The sequence below is a fragment of the Desulfocicer vacuolatum DSM 3385 genome (assembly GCF_900176365.1).
GTDB lineage: Bacteria > Desulfobacterota > Desulfobacteria > Desulfobacterales > Desulfobacteraceae > Desulfocicer > Desulfocicer vacuolatum.
Genome location: NZ_FWXY01000021.1, coordinates 40,865 through 58,744, shown reverse-complemented (window position 1 = coordinate 58,744; position 17,880 = coordinate 40,865). Strand labels below are relative to the sequence as shown.

13 protein-coding genes and 1 tRNA gene are annotated in these 17,880 nt (G+C 48.9%); 11 read left to right on the top strand and 3 right to left on the bottom strand.

Annotation, left to right across the window (positions count from 1 at the left end; all coding sequences use genetic code 11):
• Positions 1–99: 99 nt before the first annotated feature.
• The 3 genes from B9A32_RS16680 (at position 100) to lnt (ending at position 3,611) form a co-directional block, all read left to right on the top strand.
• Positions 100–175, top strand: a tRNA-Val gene (locus tag B9A32_RS16680).
• Between the two features lie 222 nt (positions 176–397).
• Positions 398–1,963 (top strand): ATP-binding protein, encoded by a 1,566-nt coding sequence (locus tag B9A32_RS16675; protein WP_084071095.1) that lies wholly within the window; start codon positions 398–400, stop codon positions 1,961–1,963.
• A 7-nt stretch (positions 1,964–1,970) separates the two neighbouring features.
• Complete coding sequence (gene lnt, locus B9A32_RS16670; RefSeq protein WP_084071092.1) at positions 1,971–3,611, top strand: apolipoprotein N-acyltransferase; 1,641 nt, start codon at positions 1,971–1,973, stop codon at positions 3,609–3,611.
• A gap of 137 nt (positions 3,612–3,748) precedes the next feature.
• Here the strand turns inward: lnt and B9A32_RS16665 are convergent, their stop codons facing one another.
• Positions 3,749–4,417 (bottom strand): small multi-drug export protein, encoded by a 669-nt coding sequence (locus B9A32_RS16665; protein ID WP_084071089.1) that lies wholly within the window; start codon positions 4,415–4,417, stop codon positions 3,749–3,751.
• Positions 4,418–4,805: 388 nt separating this feature from the next.
• Between B9A32_RS16665 and prfB the strand changes: the two genes are divergently transcribed.
• The 6 genes from prfB (at position 4,806) to B9A32_RS16635 (ending at position 12,568) form a co-directional block, all read left to right on the top strand.
• Positions 4,806–5,904 (top strand): peptide chain release factor 2 gene (gene prfB, locus B9A32_RS16660; protein ID WP_232367207.1). Its coding sequence is split into 2 segments (ribosomal slippage): positions 4,806–4,874 and positions 4,876–5,904, totalling 1,098 coding nucleotides; the frame shifts between segments, so codons are not numbered across the junction.
• Entirely contained in the window at positions 5,904–6,470 is a 567-nt protein-coding gene (locus B9A32_RS16655) for an HD domain-containing protein (RefSeq protein ID WP_084071086.1), read from the top strand. Before prfB ends, B9A32_RS16655 begins: the two co-directional genes overlap by 1 nt.
• A 61-nt stretch (positions 6,471–6,531) precedes the next feature.
• Positions 6,532–7,224 (top strand): ABC transporter ATP-binding protein, encoded by a 693-nt coding sequence (locus tag B9A32_RS16650; protein ID WP_084071085.1) that lies wholly within the window; start codon positions 6,532–6,534, stop codon positions 7,222–7,224.
• Positions 7,221–9,779: an FtsX-like permease family protein gene (locus tag B9A32_RS16645; RefSeq protein ID WP_084071084.1), complete on the top strand. Its 2,559-nt coding sequence runs from the start codon at positions 7,221–7,223 to the stop codon at positions 9,777–9,779. Before B9A32_RS16650 ends, B9A32_RS16645 begins: the two co-directional genes overlap by 4 nt.
• A gap of 35 nt (positions 9,780–9,814) precedes the next feature.
• Positions 9,815–10,993 carry a lipocalin-like domain-containing protein gene (locus B9A32_RS16640; protein ID WP_084071083.1) on the top strand — a complete coding sequence of 393 codons (1,179 nt, stop codon included), beginning with the start codon at positions 9,815–9,817 and terminating at the stop codon, positions 10,991–10,993.
• A gap of 132 nt (positions 10,994–11,125) precedes the next feature.
• Positions 11,126–12,568 (top strand): sensor domain-containing diguanylate cyclase, encoded by a 1,443-nt coding sequence (locus tag B9A32_RS16635; protein WP_084071082.1) that lies wholly within the window; start codon positions 11,126–11,128, stop codon positions 12,566–12,568.
• A 71-nt stretch (positions 12,569–12,639) separates the two neighbouring features.
• On the opposite strand, the gene B9A32_RS16630 is transcribed toward B9A32_RS16635, so the two are convergent.
• Positions 12,640–13,296, bottom strand: coding sequence for a lysophospholipid acyltransferase family protein (locus tag B9A32_RS16630; protein ID WP_084071081.1), 657 nt, complete (start codon positions 13,294–13,296; stop codon positions 12,640–12,642).
• A 341-nt stretch (positions 13,297–13,637) separates the two neighbouring features.
• Here B9A32_RS16630 and B9A32_RS16625 point away from each other — a divergent pair, with 341 nt between their 5' ends.
• Positions 13,638–14,615, top strand: a complete 978-nt coding sequence (locus B9A32_RS16625; RefSeq protein ID WP_084071080.1) for a hypothetical protein — start codon at positions 13,638–13,640, stop codon at positions 14,613–14,615.
• A 121-nt stretch (positions 14,616–14,736) separates the two neighbouring features.
• A complete protein-coding gene (locus tag B9A32_RS16620) occupies positions 14,737–16,836 on the top strand; it encodes an acetate--CoA ligase family protein (protein ID WP_084071079.1) in 2,100 nt (699 codons plus the stop codon).
• On the opposite strand, the gene B9A32_RS16615 is transcribed toward B9A32_RS16620, so the two are convergent.
• Positions 16,833–17,783 carry a YbgA family protein gene (locus B9A32_RS16615; protein ID WP_084071078.1) on the bottom strand — a complete coding sequence of 317 codons (951 nt, stop codon included), beginning with the start codon at positions 17,781–17,783 and terminating at the stop codon, positions 16,833–16,835. The two genes, B9A32_RS16620 and B9A32_RS16615, sit on opposite strands and share 4 nt — an antisense overlap.
• Positions 17,784–17,880: the final 97 nt, after the last annotated feature.

Below are 17,880 nucleotides of genomic sequence, written 5' to 3'. Positions count from 1 at the left end.
CCCCGACGGGGATGACAAACGACCCTAAAAAAATTAACATGTCACCGCAATTGAGTATTGACAGGACTGGGATATGGTGATAATTATCTTTTTCCATAAAGGCGCGTAGCTCAGTTGGTAGAGCGCTACCTCGACACGGTAGAAGTCAGCAGTTCAAGCCTGCTCGTGCCTACCACAGAATTCAAGGGTTTGCATATTTTTTTATGCAAACCCTTTTTTATTATGGAGCTTCATCCCAACGTCATCCCCCCACCGCCACATGAGCCGTTGAATAAAGATTGACACACCGTCAACGGTATGTTTTTAGTGTCTATTAAGACTTGTTACCCGGAGCTGTTATTTCAGATACATTTCATGGTGCATCACCATGCTAAAATAAGGAGAAAACAACAATACAATGAAAATTTATTATAAAATTCTCCTGACCCTTCTGCCCATAGGACTTCTTATAGTCATCCTCATGGGACTTATCCACTCCCATTTTACCTCAAAAGCCCTGACAACCCTGGCAACCACATGGCTTGAAACCCGCCTGTCCGAAGCCATTCACATTGCTGAACAACAAGATCAAAATCTAAAAAGCTACGATCTGGAAGGCATCCCTGCCAGCGTGCTAAAAGCCCAAATGGATGCAGAAAAACAAATCCGCACCATTGGGGTGGGAAAAGAAGGCTATATTTTTGCTGTGGACAAGCAAGGGCACATTGTTTTCAATCCCAATTCTTCATTGGTGGGATATAATGTCTCCGATGAAAGCTGGTTTCAACAATTAAAGGAAAAAAGAGGCACACTTACCTACCGCTCGGATCAGGGCTACAATCTTGCATTTTATGGATATTTTGAACCCTGGCAATGGTTTATCATTGCCACAGATCCCCAGAAAGAATTTTTCGGGGCAGCCCAGCGCATAAAACCTTTGATATGGATTACCGGATTGCTGGGCGCCATTGCCATGGCAGTGGCCTTGATGATACTGACCCATGGCCTGACCCGTCCCCTTAAAAGCCTGACAGAGGGTACCCGGCGGGTGGGAGAAGGGGACTTGAAAACCAATATAGAGGTAACTTCCAAGGACGAACTTGGTCAGCTTGCCAGGAATTTTAACCGCATGACCCAGCGATTACAGGAAATCACCGTCTTAAGAAACGAGCTTGAAGAGGCCGTCAGAAAGCGCACTGCAGAATTGATGGAGATGAATAAACGACTGGTAAAAACAGAACGATTTGCCGCTGCCGGTCAGCTTGCCACCACCGTTGCCCATGAGATCAACTCACCACTCCAGGGTATTTTTTCCCTGGTGGAACTGATGAAGGATGACGTACCACAGGAAAGTGAAAGCCTTGAAGAGCTTGAAAGTATTGAAACAGGACTTCAATCCATTAAAAAAACCGTAAAAAACCTCATGGATCTGAACCGCCCCAGCGGGCTTGAAAAGTCCCACATTAATCTCAACCGGGTCATATCCAACACCTTTTCCCTTTTTAACACCCAGGTGGCAAAGGTGGGGGGAACCATCCAGCTGGATCTTGAACCGAACATGCCGTATATATTTGCATCCTCCCAGCTCCTCAGCCATGTGTTCATCAATTTGATCAACAACTCCATGGAGGCCATGGCCGATGACAATGTCCATGAAACAGAAAAACCCAGAAACCTTGAAATAAAAATACAGACCCGCTGTCACCGGAAAAGAATTGTTATTAAATTCCAGGACAACGGTCCCGGCATTAAAGAGGATGTGCTTCCCAATTTGTTTGTGCCCTTTTTCACAACCAAAAAAAAATTAGGCATGGGTGTGGGGTTAACCATCTGTTCTGACTCAATCCATGAGCACGGCGGTCTTTTGGAGGCCGCAAATGCACCCCATGGCGGAGCCCTGTTCACCATTACACTTCCCACAGACAATACCCCCCTGTGTGACCATGATCCCCCTGCACAGGCAGAAAAAAAGCAGCAAGCATAACCTATCCATGAGCCTTTTTAACTTTTTTCCAGAACGATTGCTGCGTTATTTTCCTGCACTGACAAGCGGTTTTATCATGACCCTTGCCTTTCCCGCCACCCAATGGTCCTGGCTGGCATGGGGGGCGCTGATACCCCTTTTATTGTCCATAAGGGGAACATCTCCTGCCCAAGCATTTGGCATGGGATTGGCCATGGGTATGGGGCACTTTTTCTCCTTAATTTACTGGATATTGCCCACCCTTCGCATTTATGGCAACCTGCCTGTTTTACTTGCCATGCCGGTCCTTATTTTGATGGTGTTCTACCTGGCCCTTTACCCGGCATTTTTTTGTATGATCATTTCCCGGGATTGTTTTGACACGCATTTTTCTGCCTTTCTGCCACTTAAAGCAGCTTCTTTGTGGGTGGCACTTGAATTCACAAGGGCAAATATATTCACCGGGTTTCCCTGGGGCCTCACAGGATATTCCCAGTATCTGAATATAAATTTGATCCAGATGGCAGACATCACCGGCGTCTACGGTGTTTCCTTTATCATTGTGGCGGTCAATGCCACCCTGGCCATGGCGTGGCATCACCGTGGCAATGAACAACATCCCCCTGAAATAAAAAAAAGCCGGAGAATCGCCTTATTTACCTGGGCCGCGTTGCTCCTGCCCACCCTGGGCGGCATCATGATCTATGGCCATAAAAGCATGACCGCCACGCAAACCGCCATGGCCCATGCCCCCAAACAGGTTGTATCAGTAATCCAGGGCAATATTCCCCAGGCAGCAAAATGGGATGACGCTTATAAGACCGTCACCGTGTCAACCTATTGCGAACTTTCCCGGTCAAATCTTTCCAGCCGGCCAAGGGATTTGATCGTATGGCCGGAAACGGCCCTTCCCTTTTATTATACCTGGGATGAAGAGAGCTCCCATGGGGTAAACCAATGCATCCGACAAAGCAATGCATGGTTTATCATTGGCAGTCCTGCTTTTTCCCTTGTGGGGGAGGATGACTTTCATTTTTTTAACCGGGCGTACATGCTCACCCCCCGGGCCATTGTCAGTGATTTTTACGATAAAAGCCATCTGGTACCCTTTGGTGAGTATGTTCCCTTTGGTAAATATTTAACGTTTCTGGATAAATTGACATCCCAGGCAGGGGATTTTTCACCGGGATCTTCCAATGCAAAGCCCCTGGCATTCAAGGGCAGCCGTGCCGGTGTGCTCATCTGCTTTGAAATTATCTTTCCTGAACTTGCCGCAACCGTGGTGAAAAACGGGGCAGATCTTCTGGTTACCATGACAAATGACGCCTGGTTCGGGCGCACATCTGCGCCGCTACAGCATTTTTCCATGGCTGTGTTCAGGGCTGTGGAAAACAGAAGAAGTGTTGCAAGGGCTGCCAACACCGGCATCAGCGGATTTATTGATCCCCGGGGCGTCATCACGGGCACCACAGCTCTTTTTGAAAAGACCACCCTGACCCGGCAGGTTCCCTGTATCAGCTCAATGAGTTTTTATACCACACATGGCGATGTGTTTGCATGGGTCTGTCTTATTTCCGCGCTCATTTTCGCATGCCCCTGGAAAAAATTTTATATGAAAAGGCAGCCTCCAAGGCAACCTCAGCAAAGCCGCCCCCCCGATGGGCAATAGGAACCGGACAATTGAGCTGTCTACAGTTCCGGTCCGGGCCCATTACCCATCGGGGGGACGGCGGTATAATACCATTTTTAATATTCATTGTGGGCAAAGCAGGATCAGAATGAAATTTGACCGTGGCGGTTATATTCTCATTGAAGCCATCGTTTAATGGTTTTAAGGTGGGAAAAAAGCACAATCAAAACAATGCCAATAATGACATATTGAATCACATGAACATGCTGTTCTAAAAAATCAAAAAAAATAACCCAGAAAAAAATCGCAGCAAAGGTTCCCAGAAACACAGCACTGAAATTTCGCCCCACATGGATGTTAAGAAGATATCCCATGATGGAACCTGTGACAGGTCCTGTCACCGGAAGCGGAACCATGACAAAAAGAAACAGGCCGATCCAGCCATATTTTTCTATCTTATCCTTGTGCTTTTCAGCTTTATTTTTCATGGCAACGGAAATCTGCATCACCCACTTAAATTTAATGTGGTTACTCATGGAGAGAATAAATACAGAGTAGGCCAGGCAGACAATGAGAATTTCAAGATAAAAATTGTACAGCAGGGTCCATACAAGGTTAAACCCCGCCATAAAACAGAGCCCAATCCCCGCAGCCCGTCCCCCGAAAATATGTGCCGCAAAGGCCAGCAAAAGATTGCCCGCCCTGGGGGGATCAGTGAGGGCAAACCAGATAATCAGGCCCATGAGCGCCACGGTGAGAAGAACCCCTCCCCACAAAATCATGCCTTCAGGGGTTTTATATATTTTGCCCTTTTGGGGAGCAAATTTTATGGAACCTGTTTTCACGAGGGTTTTATCTGCCTTTTATCACCGCGTAATTAATTTTAAAACTCACACCACAACCGGGGTGCACTAAAAGCCTGTTTAAAAATCAGGGAATGAAAGTGTAATCCCATGACCATGAGACTTACAGTCGATTCATTTCATCTATTTTACCACAGGCCCTAAAATTCAGAAACAATCAAAAAACAGCAAAAAAGTCAAGAAAAACAAATCCATAACGCCGTTTGATTCATTGACAATGTATTTTAAAAAATAAAAACAGCCAGGGTTTAAAAGCCCTGGGCCATTTCATCTGTTGTGTTGCAATGAAGCGGACTTTTATGATAAATAGTGCCCTAAGTTGAATAATAGGGCTTGAACACAATCAAAAGAAAACTCACAGGAGAACCCCATGTCCTTAGAAACAAAACAGAGCATTTCCTCTTTTTATGAAAAAGCAGAACAGCTCAAGGAGTATCTTTGACCTCCCTGTTAAGGAAAACAGGTTAAGAGAACTGGAAAGTTTCATTGCCAGGGAAGATTTCTGGAACGACAATGACAAAGCCACGGAACTTTTAAAAGAACGAACGCGAATATCTGATCTCATTGAGGCGTGGCAAGCTATTTATACGGAAATAGAAGATGCGGACACCCTGCTTGAACTTGCCCGGGAAGAAAAGGACAAGGAAGTGGAAAAAGAGGTGGAGTCCCAGCTCAAACGCCTTGAAAAAAAAATCAAATCATTTTCCATCAATATTATGTTAAATGATGAAGATGACGGCAAAAATGCCATTGTCTCCATCAATGCAGGGGCCGGGGGCACCGATTCCCAGGACTGGGCTGAAAAACTTTTTCGCATGTACACCCGCTGGATTTCCAAAAAAGGGTATAAGCTTCAAGTCATTGATTATCAACCAGGGGATGAAGCCGGGCTAAAAGGTGCCACCTTAAGTGTTTCCGGCACCAATTGTTATGGATACATGAAGGTGGAATCCGGTGTACACCGACTGGTGCGCATCTCTCCCTTTAATGCCAGCGGCAAACGACACACCTCCTTTGCGTCGGTGTTTGTTTACCCGGAACTCAAGGATGATATTCAAATTGACATTGACGAAGGGGATCTTCGGGTGGATGTCTACCGGGCCAGCGGTGCCGGAGGACAGCATGTCAACAAAACCAGCAGTGCCGTCAGGATCACCCATCTCCCCACAGGCGTGGTGGCCCAGTGTCAACAGGAATCCTCCCAGCACCGGAACAAAGAAATTGCCATGAAGGTGTTGAAATCAAGGCTGTATCAAATTGAAAAAGAAAAGCAGAACCGCAAAATGCAGGATCTCCACGACGGCAAGGATGAAATCGCCTGGGGTAACCAGATTCGTTCCTATGTCATGCATCCCTACCGCATGGTGAAAGATCACCGCACCAACTTTGAGGTGGGTGATGTGGATCGGGTGATGGACGGGGATCTGGATCAGTTCATTGAAGGGGTGCTGCTTTCCGGTAAAATATAATGAATGTCCGGGATATTATCACTGAACACTACAGGCCGGGAACAGATCTTTATGATCTGTTCATGCGCCATGCCCACCTTGTCACACAAAAAAGCCTTGAAATGGCCGCCACCCTCTCCCATCTGAATCCGGATACCGATTTTATCCGGGAGGCGGCCATGCTCCATGACATCGGCATCTTCATGACCCATGCCCCTGCCATCCACTGCCGTGGCTCCCACCCCTATGTGTGCCACGGCTTTCTGGGCAGACAGCTTTTGGATAACATGGGCTTATTTCGGCATGCTCTGGTATCGGAACGTCACACCGGAGCCGGTATCACCCTTGACAACATTAAATCCAACCGTCTCCCCCTGCCCCTCCGGGATATGGTTCCAGAAAGTCTGGAAGAAAAAATCATCTGCGTGGCAGACAAATTTTACTCCAAAAGCCCGGAAAAACAAGGCCATGAACCAAGTGTGGAAGAGATCATCTCCTCCCTGTCCGAAATAGACCCCGGCCATGGTAGACGATTTTTTCAATGGGCCTGTAGGTTTCATCTCTGCCCTTCTGTCCAGCGATTTTAATCAGAATATCATAAGCTCCCCTGCGGCGGTTATGAACATTCATGACTCTGGAGGCAACAAAATGGATATTCATTTTTCAAAGGTTACAAAGTCATACAATGAAAGTGGTAACCGCCACCTCATTTTTAAAGAGATAGATGCGCTTTTCCCCTCCAGGACCGTTTCTGTTATTGTGGGAAAAAGCGGGGTGGGAAAAAGCTCCCTCTTGAACCTGGCCGGGGGCATTGACACCCCGGATGCCGGTGCCATTACAATTGGAGATACAGTGATCACCCAGATGTCCGACCGGGATCGCACCATTTTTCGAAGAAAAAAAATCGGCATCATTTTTCAATTTTTTAACCTGATCCCCGTGCTCACTGTCCTTGAAAATGTCTGCCTCACTGCAGAGCTGGACAAGGCATCCCCCAAAGAGGCCCGGGAAAACGCCCTTTCTCTTCTGGATCAGGTGGGACTTTATCATCGAAGAGCAACCTACCCCGACACCCTGTCCGGGGGGGAACAGCAACGGGTGGCCATTGTCCGGGCCCTGGTCCATAACCCTGACATCATCCTTGCCGATGAACCCACGGGTAACCTGGACATGGCCACGGGAAAAACAGTTCTGGAACTCATTGTCAATCTGGTTACACAACGCCAAAAAACCCTGATCATGGTGACCCACAGCCCCGACGCCGTGGACTTTGCCCACCGGGTATTCTCCTTTAAAGATAAAAATCTGTCCCTGTCTCCGGAAAAAGGGGTGTTGAAATGATGATGCCCCCCGGTATTCTCATTAAAACCGCCCTGAAATACAGCAAACACCACCGGGCAAGAACCCTTTTGCTTATCCTTGGCATTGCACTGGGGGTTTCCGGGGTGGTGGCCATTGACATTGCCAAAACCAGTGTCAGCAAATCCTTTGAGCTCTCCACCGGCCTTGTCACCGGCAAAGCCACCCACCGCATCGTGGGCACCACATTGTCCCTTTCCCAGTCCTTATTTACAACCCTCAAAGTCTCCCTGGGCATCAAACAATGCGCCCCGGTGATCTCCAAATATCCCCATGTAAAGGAGCTCCGTGAAAAACAGATGCAGCTCCTTGGCATTGATCCTTTTTCGGAAAATGCCTTTCGTTCCCTGTCCCTGGCACCGGATTCATCCCAAAGCACCCCCAACCTGGCAAAAACGCTCATGTCAGGGGACGGTGTGCTCCTTTCCCAGACCCTGGCCCGGGAAAACAATCTTGCCCCGGGAGATACGCTGACCCTTGTCTTCGGCAAAAAACAGGTCAGCGTGCACATTGCCGGATTTCTTCACAGCACAGCGCCCCTGGAACGCCTTGCCCTCACCGGCATCCTGGTGACGGACATTGCCACGGCCCAGGAAATTTCAGGCATGGGAGACCGCATCTCCCACATTGATCTCATACTGGACTCAAGCCAATCTGTTAACGCCGTCAAAGCCATTCTTCCCAAGGGAAGCTCTCTGGTGCAGACAGCCCGGAACAACCGGGCCGTTCGCAATCTTTCCCAGGCCTTTGAGACCAGCCTTACGGCCTTCAGCATGCTGGCCCTTTTCATGGGGATGTTTCTCATTTACAACACCGTGTCATTTTCCGTTACCCAGCGTCAACGCCTCACCGGAATCCTGCGCTCTTTGGGGGCCACCCAAAGGGATATTTTCATGATGGTGACCCTGGAAGTATTTATATACGGCATTGCAGGCTCCCTGCTGGGCATCCTTGTGGGGATAATTCTGGGAAAGGGCGCAGTCCATGCCGTGTGTACCACTGTGTCAGACATGTATTTTGTGCTCACTGTGAACCAGACTCACATTGCCTGGCCCACCCTGGTTAAAGGCTTTTCAGCAGGCATGGTTTCCTGTGTGGCAGCCACCTTGTTTCCGGCCCTTACGGCAAGCCGTATTCCACCTGTGACACTTTCCCGGCGATCCACATCAGAAACCCGGCTGCAGGGCATGGCTTTAGGCCTTACCCTCATTGGCATACTGCTTCTGGGGCTGGCTTTTTTTCTTTTTGTTTTTCCCCACACCGGTGCCAGTCTGGATTTTCTGGGTATTTTCATGATGTTCACCGGCGCATCATTTATGGTTCCCCTGCTCACCCGGATGCTGATTGCCCTGCTTTTGCGCCTGACCGCCCCCATACCTTCTCTGCTCACCCGCATGGCCCTTAATAATATTGTGCGCTCATTGAGTCGCACCAGTGTGCTCATTGCGTCCCTCATGGTGGTGACCGCTGTGTACATCGGCATTGATACCATGACCGTCAGTTTTCGACAGTCGGTGGTAAAGTGGATTGACGACAATATCGGCGGCGATATCCATGTGCGATGTGCAGATAAAACACAACCTGCCATGGATGCCTCACTGGTGAAGGAAATAACGACCCTTCCCGGGGTGGAAAAGGTCAGTGCCTATGCCATGCAGACGGTGTTATCAGAACGCACAGGAAAAATCCATGTGTTTGCCTATGCCACAGATCAATCCCAAAGGGAATGGATATGGACAGCAAGCCCGCAAACCAATGGAAATACCCTGCCGTCACAGGGCCGCATCCAGGTATCGGAAATATTTGCGGCCCGGCATGGCATTGTTCCGGGACAAGGGCCAAAGATCACTTTAAACACACTTCAGGGCCTTCAAACCTTTCCGGTAACAGGCATTTTTCGGGATTTTTTCATGGGAGGTGGCCGCATCATTGTCCATCCACAAACCTTGAAAACCCATTGGGGATTTGACGGTATCACCTCCCTGCAACTTTTTTTAAACCCGGATCAAACTCCGGGTCAAGACGTGGATAGCACCATTAAAAGCATCCGGAGCATATCCCGGTCATTTCCACCCCTGGAAATCCGTTCCGGCAAAATATTAAAGCAAAGTGTTCTTGATGTATTTGACAATACATTCATGATCACCACGGCCCTGCAGTTTTTAACGGCCATTGTGGCCCTCACCGGCATTATCAACGCTGTGATGGCTCTGCTGCTGGAACGAAGCCGGGAAATGGCCATTTTACGATCCTGGGGGGCCGAGTCGGTGCAGGTGGCAAAATTACTGCTTCTGGAGTGTGGCTATGCCGGGTTCATTGCAGGAATATGTGCCCTGCCCTTTGGGCTTTTTCTTTCCTGGGTGCTCATTGATGTAATCAATAAACGCTCCTTTGGATGGACCTACGACATGGTGCTCCAGCCCCGGGGCTTTCTAACCGCCGTGGCCATGGCCATTGTGGCTGCTGTGGTTGCCGGTATTCTGCCTGCCGTAAAAGCCGGTCAAAACGATATTCCCACGGCCCTTCGCATGGAATAGAATGGTGTTACTGCCTTTAAATCAGGATTTCATTTATGAAACAACAAAACAGGCCCGGCATAAACACAGGAATAAAATTTAAAAAACCGACCGGTGTGCTCACGGCCGCACTTCTCCTGTCAGGAATGTTCTTCCTGGCATGTGGTGCCCCCCCGGACAGGGAAAAAGGGTTTGACATTGGCCAGGCCCTCTCTTCCACCTCCCAAGAAGCGTGCTTTGACCGGGCAGACCGGGAAAAAGTCATTACCTTTCCCCGGGATCTTGGCCCCCACAACACCTTTCAGACCGAATGGTGGTATTACACCGGCAATCTTACGGACAGATCCGGCAGCATTTTCGGATACCAGCTGACCTTTTTCAGAAGAGCACTCACCTGTGAGCCCCCCCGGGGATCTTCAAAATGGAGAACCGGACAGCTTTACTTTGCCCACTTTGCCCTTACCGATGTAACAGCAAAAAAATTTTACACTGATACCCGTATGAACCGGGAAAGCGTGGGCATTGCCGGTGCCATGGGCAACCCCTACCGGGTGTGGATAAATGATTGGGAAGCATTGGAAAAAGAAAATACAATTCATCTGCGGGCCCGGGGGTCTCTTTTTTCTTTAAACCTGGAACTGTCCCCCGGAAAACCTCCGGTATTCCAGGGGAAATCGGGACTTAGCCAGAAAAGCGCCCTGCCAGGAAATGCCTCTTATTATTACTCGTTTCCCCGGATTGACACCCAGGGAACCCTCCAGACGCCCAAGGGAGAAGTAAAGGTCAAAGGCCTCAGCTGGTTTGACCACGAATGGAGCACCAGTGCCCTTGGCAACAATGAAAAAGGATGGGACTGGTTTGCCCTGCACCTGGAAGATGGAAAAGACATCATGGTGTGCCAGGTCAGAAAAGCAGACAACCGCCCCAATGGGTTTTCCTTTGGATGTATTTCCCATGCCCATGGCGGTTACGACATCCTTGGCCCCGATGATTTCACAATTAAAAGCACAGACACCTGGAAAAGTCCTGTCACCGGTGGCATATACCCTTCGGCATGGACGATTTTTTTATCCCCCTTGGATATGACGCTTAATGTAACGCCTTACATTAAAAATCAGGAACACACCGGAGAATTCGTTTACTGGGAAGGGGCAGTGAAGGTTTCAGGAAAAAACAGTTCCGGGTCCGGATATGTTGAATTAACCGGGTATCAGACAAAACAAAAAAACCGATAATAACAATAAATACTTACTTTTAATACTTGCATTTATTCGGATGTAAGATACAATTGCCCTTCAAATTTTAAGCCCTGTCCCTGTCCGATAAAACCGGACTTACAAAGGACCGTCCATTTTAAAGAGGTGTATGTGAAAAACAGCAAAATACGTTTTGTGGCTATCCTGAGTATTCTACTGCTGTCAGGTTTTCTGAGCACCTGCCTGATCAGCTATTATGTGGCCCATGACTCTCTTTCTGAGCAGATTACTGAAACCACCCTTCCCCTGACCAGTGATAACATCTATTCAGAAATTCAACGGGATCTTTTGCGCCCGGTGTTCATCTCCTCTTTGATGGCCCAGGATACGTTTCTCCGGGACTGGACCATGGCAGGCGAACAGGATGACAAAGCCGTTATTCGATATCTCAAGGAAATTCAGCTGCAGTATGACACGGTGACCAGTTTTTTTGTGTCGGAAAAGACCAGAAAATATTATCACCCCTCCGGGGTTCTCAAAACCGTCAGCCAGACAGATCCCCAGGATGCCTGGTATTTCCGAGTACAAAAAATGCGGGACCCCTATGAGGTCAATGTGGACACAGACACAGCTGACAAAAATTCCATGGTGATCTTTATCAATTACCGGGTATTTGATTATGCTGGCCGCTACATCGGGGCCACGGGGGTGGGACTTGCCGTCAATGCCGTTCGGGATTTAATTGACAGTTACCAGCACCGCTACGGTCGAAAAATTTACTTTATTAATCCTGAAGGCCGGCTGACCCTCCACGGCTTAAACTACACCGGCCCGGACAATATTCGCAAGGTACCGGGGCTGTCAAAACATGCCACACGGATTCTCACCACCCCCAGTAATGCCTTAACCTACACAGATGAAGGAAAAACCATTTATGTAAACAGCCGCATGGTGCCCCAGTTTGAATGGTTCCTCCTGGTGATGCAGGCAGATGATCCTGCTGAAGGTCGAATTTTAAACACACTGATGATCAATCTGCTGGTCAGCTTCACCGTCACCGCCATTGTTCTGCTGCTGGCCTATATCACCATCGGGGGATACCAGAGGCGCCTGGAAGAGATGGCAACCATGGACAAACTCACCGGAGCAGCCAACCGCCAGGTGTTTGACATGTTATTCAACCAAAGCGTTAAACAGGCAAAACGCCGCAATAGCCCTTTGGCTGCCATCATGTTTGACATTGACCATTTTAAAAATATAAATGACACATACGGCCATACCATTGGTGATCTAATATTAAAGGCGGTCACCCGCACGGCAAAAAGCCATATCCGGGACTCTGATATTCTTTGTCGATGGGGGGGAGAAGAGTTTCTGATACTGCTCACCGATTGCAACCTGGAACAGGCCCGGACTGTGGCGGAAAAGATTCGTAAAAACATTGAAGTCGATCAAAATGTACTGCACCAAGGTAAAACCATTTCTGTCACCGCCAGTTTCGGGGTGACACAGATTGTTAATCAGGAAACTGTGCTCGATGTCACAATTCGCGTGGATAAGGCCCTTTATGCAGCCAAGGGAAATGGACGCAATCGCACCGAAGTGACCCCATGATCCCCTCCATTGTAAATGGAATTTTATTTTCCCGGGAAATCAGGGTTGAGCATACGATGGAGCAATACCGACTATCTGGCAAACACAAGCCGGGGCAACATGATATTTTCAAGGTGTTGCCGCTGTGCTTCAAAGGCGTCCTTGTCAGATTCCGGAACAAAGGACAAAGGCTCTCCAAAACTCAGAACAACCTTTGAAAACGGTTTGGGAAGCATGAACCGATCCCAGGAATTAAAATACCAGGCATTCTCCGGTTGAATATAAAAAGGTACCACCCACCCTCCGGTTCGATGTACCATCCTGATCACTCCGGGTTTGATGATACCCATGGGCCCCCGGGGGCCGTCAAGGATATGGGCACCAAAGCCGTGGGTGTTCAAATGATCAATCATGGCATCCATGGCCTGTTTTCCTCCCCGGGAAGACGAGCCCCGGACAGTATGCCAGCCGCTTTTATTGGCCACAGCGGAAATTAACTCCCCGTCTTTACTGCGGCTGGTCATCAGGGCCGGATTCAATTTTGAATAGGTTTTAAAATATCGGATAACGGCAAAAAACTGCTGGTGCCACCCACATAAAAGGATGGGGGTGTCCTGCCCCAGAAGACGTTGCCATGCCTGTTCATTTTCCACACGAAACCGGAATGTCCGACTGTACATCCGGACAAAATGATAAACAAACACAATAAACGGGCGGGTATAGATGAGCTTTTTAAATTTTTTCAACATGTCATCCTTTCACATGGTCATTGGTTTTGTTAATAAAAAACTCATGAGTCCGAAATTCTCATTTTTCATACCACATGGGATATGTTCAATTTCAAAGCCCCACATTATGTGGCATCAAACGGGAGAACTTATGACTGACGAGTAAAGAACATACCGACCTGAATAAACTCCAAAGGTTAAAGGCCTGAATAAAACACCATATCAATTTTTAAAAAGAAGGCAAGTCCCAAAATGAAACCGGTTGTCGGTAAGCGAATGAGGGATGATAAGGTTACCCAAATATTCTGAACCAGATTCAGGTTTGCATTGACGCCCCCCCTTTTGTAAACTATAACCATGACATGGACAGCCTCATTCTCTCTTTGAATACCACCCTTGACCTGGTCTTCCGCATGGGATCCATCATGTTTGTCAGCCTTTTTGGTATAGAACTTTTCATGCAGATGGGCTTGATGACCTATCTTAAACCCATTGGCAAACCCGTTGCCAGACTGGCCAACCTGCCCTCGGAAAGTGCGGTGAGCTTTTTGTCTGCCATCGGGTCCATGATCGCAGCCCACTCCATGGCGGCCCAATTCCATGCCGATGGTAAACTCACGGACCGGGAACTGATTTTAACCGGGGTTCTCAATACGGTGCCCTTTCATTTCAAAGAAATTCTCACCTTTCAACTGCCCATTGTTCTGCCCCTTCTCGGCATGCGGTTGTGTCTTATCTACATTGCCGCCTTCTGGCTCACCGGATGTCTGAAACTTGGATTTGTCATTATGGCAGGAAAATTCACCATTGCAGGGGAAAATCTCACCAAAGATGCTTTTAAATCCATGACCTGTGATCCCCATGACCCGAACTGTGTTCCCCGCACCCCGGTGCAGCTTTTAAAAGATACCTGGAATGCCAGGAAAAAAATGTTCATCCGCATGATCACATTGCTCTCCTCGGTGACCATGGTCATACAGATCCTCATGAACACCGGCATGCTCACATGGCTTGAAACTTTGATTGTACCCATGACCGCCCTTTTAAATCTTCCGGCAGCTGTGGTGGGTCCCTTGAGTGCCTATGTGTTCAGTCCCACGGTGGGCATCACCTACATGTCCAATCTTTTAAACCAGCAGGTGGTTACCGATTTCCAGGCCATTTTATCGTTAATGGCCGGCAGCCTGCTCATGATTCCCTTTACCCGGGTGAGGCGCACCCTTCCCCGGTACACCGCCATTTTTGGACTTAAAAACGGCAGCCTTATCTGTGCGATTACCACCACTTTCAGCATGACAGCAAGGATATTAACCGTTTTCTGGCTCCTTGTTTTCTTTTAGGCTGTCGGCGGATAAAAACATACCGGAATGCCCAGGCATTTTCCCACAAAAAAGCTTGAAGTAAGGCTCTCATTTGCGACGTATTTCATATTAAACAACTATTAATCCAGGAAAGGACTCCATGAAAAACAACACCAGAACCATCCAGACCATTCGACAAATGTTTGACGCCCGGTCCATTGCCGTGGTAGGTGCCTCTGCCGATCCTTCCAAATATGGTTTCATGACCTTGGACTGTATCATCAAAGGGGGATTCCAAGGCAAAATCTATCCCGTTAATCCCAAGGGAGGGGAAATTCTGGGTCTCCGGGCCTACACCTCCTTGATGGAATTGCCCCGGGTGCCTGATGTGGCAGTGATCCTGGTGCCGGTGCAGGCAGTGCCCCAGGTGATCCGGGATGCCGGACAAAAGGGTATTCCCGGTGTGGTCATAACAACAGCGGGCTACCGGGAAGTGGGACGGGACGATCTGCAGCAGGAACTCATTGAGATTGCTGAAAAAAATAATGTTCGCATCATCGGCCCCAACATTGAAGGCTTTATTTACATGCCCGGCAAACTCAATGCCCAGTTTTTCCCGGTGATTGAAAACCAGGGGCCCTTTGCCACCATTTCCCAGAGCGGCTCCCTTACCAATGGCCTTGCCGAATGGGCAGACCAAGAAAAACTGGGAATAACAGCCACCATTAATCTTGGCAACCAGGTGGACATATGCGAATCAGATTTCATGGAGTTTCTGGCACAGGACGATGCTGTTAAAGCCATGGGCCTCTACCTTGAAGGAGTGAAAAACGGCAGACGGTTTTTACAGGCCCTGCAACGGGTGACCCCGAGAAAACCGGTGGTGATCTTAAAATCCGGCAGATCCAGTGCCGGAGAAAAATCCGTGGCCTCCCACACCGCCTCCCTGGCCGGAGCCCACAAGGTTTTCCATGCCGCCTGCCGCCAGTATGGGGCCACTCCTGTGGACAATCTCCAGGATCTTTACGATTACGGAAAATTGCTGTCCACCATGGAGATCCCCCAGGGAAATCGATTACTGATTCTCTCTTCTTCCGGAGGCATCGGTGTCATTGCCGTTGATGAAGCCGAAACCCTGGGCATTGATGGCCCTGCCCTTCCCCAGGCCTTTGTGGACGAGGTAAAGGCTTTAAACCTGTCGCCCCTTGGGTCCTACACCAACCCCATTGATCTTGCCGCCATCTGGGCTCACGAGTTCAAGGAAGTGGCCCTTGCGGCGGACAGGCATGATGTGGCAGATGTGTTTCTCATCAACTTTGGGGACCCCATTGAAGGGGGTGGAGATATGATCATTGAGCTGAAAAAACAGATCAACGCCTCCATTGCCGTCTCTTACATGGGCGGTGCCCGGGACGAAGCCGTGGATCGTCCCCGCATGAACCAGGCAGGGGTACCGGTGTTTTCCACCCCGGAACGGGCTGTAAAAGCCATTGCCGCTGCCATGGAATATGGCCGGTTCCAAAGAAAAATCGGCACACCTGCGACAATGGCCCCTTCAGAAATATATAAAGATACCCATTCCCGGCATGAACCGGACACCAATACCCCGGCGGATTTTCTTCTGGAACCCCGGGCGGTGGCACTCATTGAAAAATATAACATCCCCTACCCGCCCCATTATTTTGGCAGCACCCTGGACGAATTAACCACAGCAGCCCATGACATGGGATATCCCGTGGTTCTAAAGGTGGTATCAAAGGATGTGATTCATAAGAGCGACAGCGGTGGTGTCTGTGTTAACATTAAGAACAGCCAAGAGTTAAAAACAGAATATGAGGCCATGACGTCCCGGATTAAAGAAGCCCATCCCCATGCCGTCATTGAAGGCATGTTGGTGTGCCGCCAGGCAGACCGGGGGGTGGAACTTATTGTGGGAGCCATGGAAGACCCGGTGTTCGGTCCCACCCTCATGGTGGGCATGGGCGGTATTTTTGCAGAAATCATGAAGGACACCGCCTTTCGGGTGGCCCCCCTCACCCCGGCCCATGCCCGGGAGATGCTCATGGAACTCAAGGGGTATCCCCTGCTCACCGGTGCCCGGGGAAGTGCATCCTGTGATGTGGATGCCGTGGTGGATCTGATCATGAACCTGTCTTGCCTTATTGTGGAAAACCCCGACATCAAAGAGCTGGATCTCAATCCGGTGAGGGTCTATGAAAAGGGAATTCTGGCCCTGGATGCCAGGATTATGAAAAATTAAAAATAATTACGCAGCTTAAGTTCAAAGGGATGGGGATTTAAATAGGTCTGGGTCTTAAGCCAGGGTTGATCATACTTTAAAACATAATGACGAATCAGCGTAATGGGCACAATGAGGGGCACATATCCCTCCCGGTACTGATCAAACAGGGTCAGTAACTCCTTTTTTTCATCCGGGGTAAGCTCTTTTTTAAAGTATCCCATGATGTGCTGGAGTACATTGATATTTTTTTTCAACGTGGTCATCAAAGACAGGGCTTTTAACAATGTTTCCTCATAGGTATCAAACAATTGATCCAGGTCCATGGCTTTTCCATTGGCCACAAGTTTACCCATCTTTCGATAGAGGTCCTGGTTATGGGAGAGAATCAACAGCTTATTGTGGGTGTGAAACGCCACCAGCCCCCCAAGGGTTTTATCGGTTTCAAGGAGATCCCGCCACCGCTTCAGGGTAAAGATGTTTTCAATGAAGTTTTCCCGGAGTTTGGGATCATGGAGCCTGCCTGCCTCCTCCACGGGAATCCGGGGAAAGCGGTCGGTGAATCCCCTTGCAAAAATTCCCCGGCCGTTTTTTCTGACCACGCCCTGATCTCCATACACCCGGATGCGATACAGCCCGCTGCTGGGGGATTTACTTCGAAAGATAAAGCCGCACAAATTTTCTGAAGAAAGTTCGTCAAGGCGTTTTTCCATCCAGGTCTTCATCTGATGGGTCTTGTCAATGTTGGTTTTCTGGGTAACCAGTCGGGGATTGTCACTGTCCCCCACCAGGCGCACCGCCTCCCGGGGAGTGGGCATACCGCACTCCACCTCGGGACACACAGGTACATATTGGGTGAAAAGGGCCAACGTCTGGGTGAGAAAGCGATCGTGGCTGTGGCCACCGTCGTAACGGACCTGTTTTCCCAGTAAGCATGAGCTGATACCTATTTTAATGGGGCTGAGCATATGAACGTCTCCTTTTTTAAAGTTATGACGGCCATTGAGAATAATAAAACAACCATGGCCGCTTAAAAAACTCGACATCAACATCTGTATATGGTGT

Coding starts and splice junctions, on each gene's coding strand:
- B9A32_RS16675 (WP_084071095.1), top strand. CDS start 398: ATGAAAATTTATTATAAAATTCTCCTGACCCTTCTGCCCATAGGACTT.
- lnt (WP_084071092.1), top strand. CDS start 1,971: ATGAGCCTTTTTAACTTTTTTCCAGAACGATTGCTGCGTTATTTTCCT.
- B9A32_RS16655 (WP_084071086.1), top strand. CDS start 5,904: ATGAATGTCCGGGATATTATCACTGAACACTACAGGCCGGGAACAGAT.
- B9A32_RS16650 (WP_084071085.1), top strand. CDS start 6,532: ATGGATATTCATTTTTCAAAGGTTACAAAGTCATACAATGAAAGTGGT.
- B9A32_RS16645 (WP_084071084.1), top strand. CDS start 7,221: ATGATGATGCCCCCCGGTATTCTCATTAAAACCGCCCTGAAATACAGC.
- B9A32_RS16640 (WP_084071083.1), top strand. CDS start 9,815: ATGAAACAACAAAACAGGCCCGGCATAAACACAGGAATAAAATTTAAA.
- B9A32_RS16630 (WP_084071081.1), bottom strand. CDS start 13,296: ATGTTGAAAAAATTTAAAAAGCTCATCTATACCCGCCCGTTTATTGTG.
- B9A32_RS16625 (WP_084071080.1), top strand. CDS start 13,638: ATGGACAGCCTCATTCTCTCTTTGAATACCACCCTTGACCTGGTCTTC.
- B9A32_RS16620 (WP_084071079.1), top strand. CDS start 14,737: ATGAAAAACAACACCAGAACCATCCAGACCATTCGACAAATGTTTGAC.
- B9A32_RS16615 (WP_084071078.1), bottom strand. CDS start 17,783: ATGCTCAGCCCCATTAAAATAGGTATCAGCTCATGCTTACTGGGAAAA.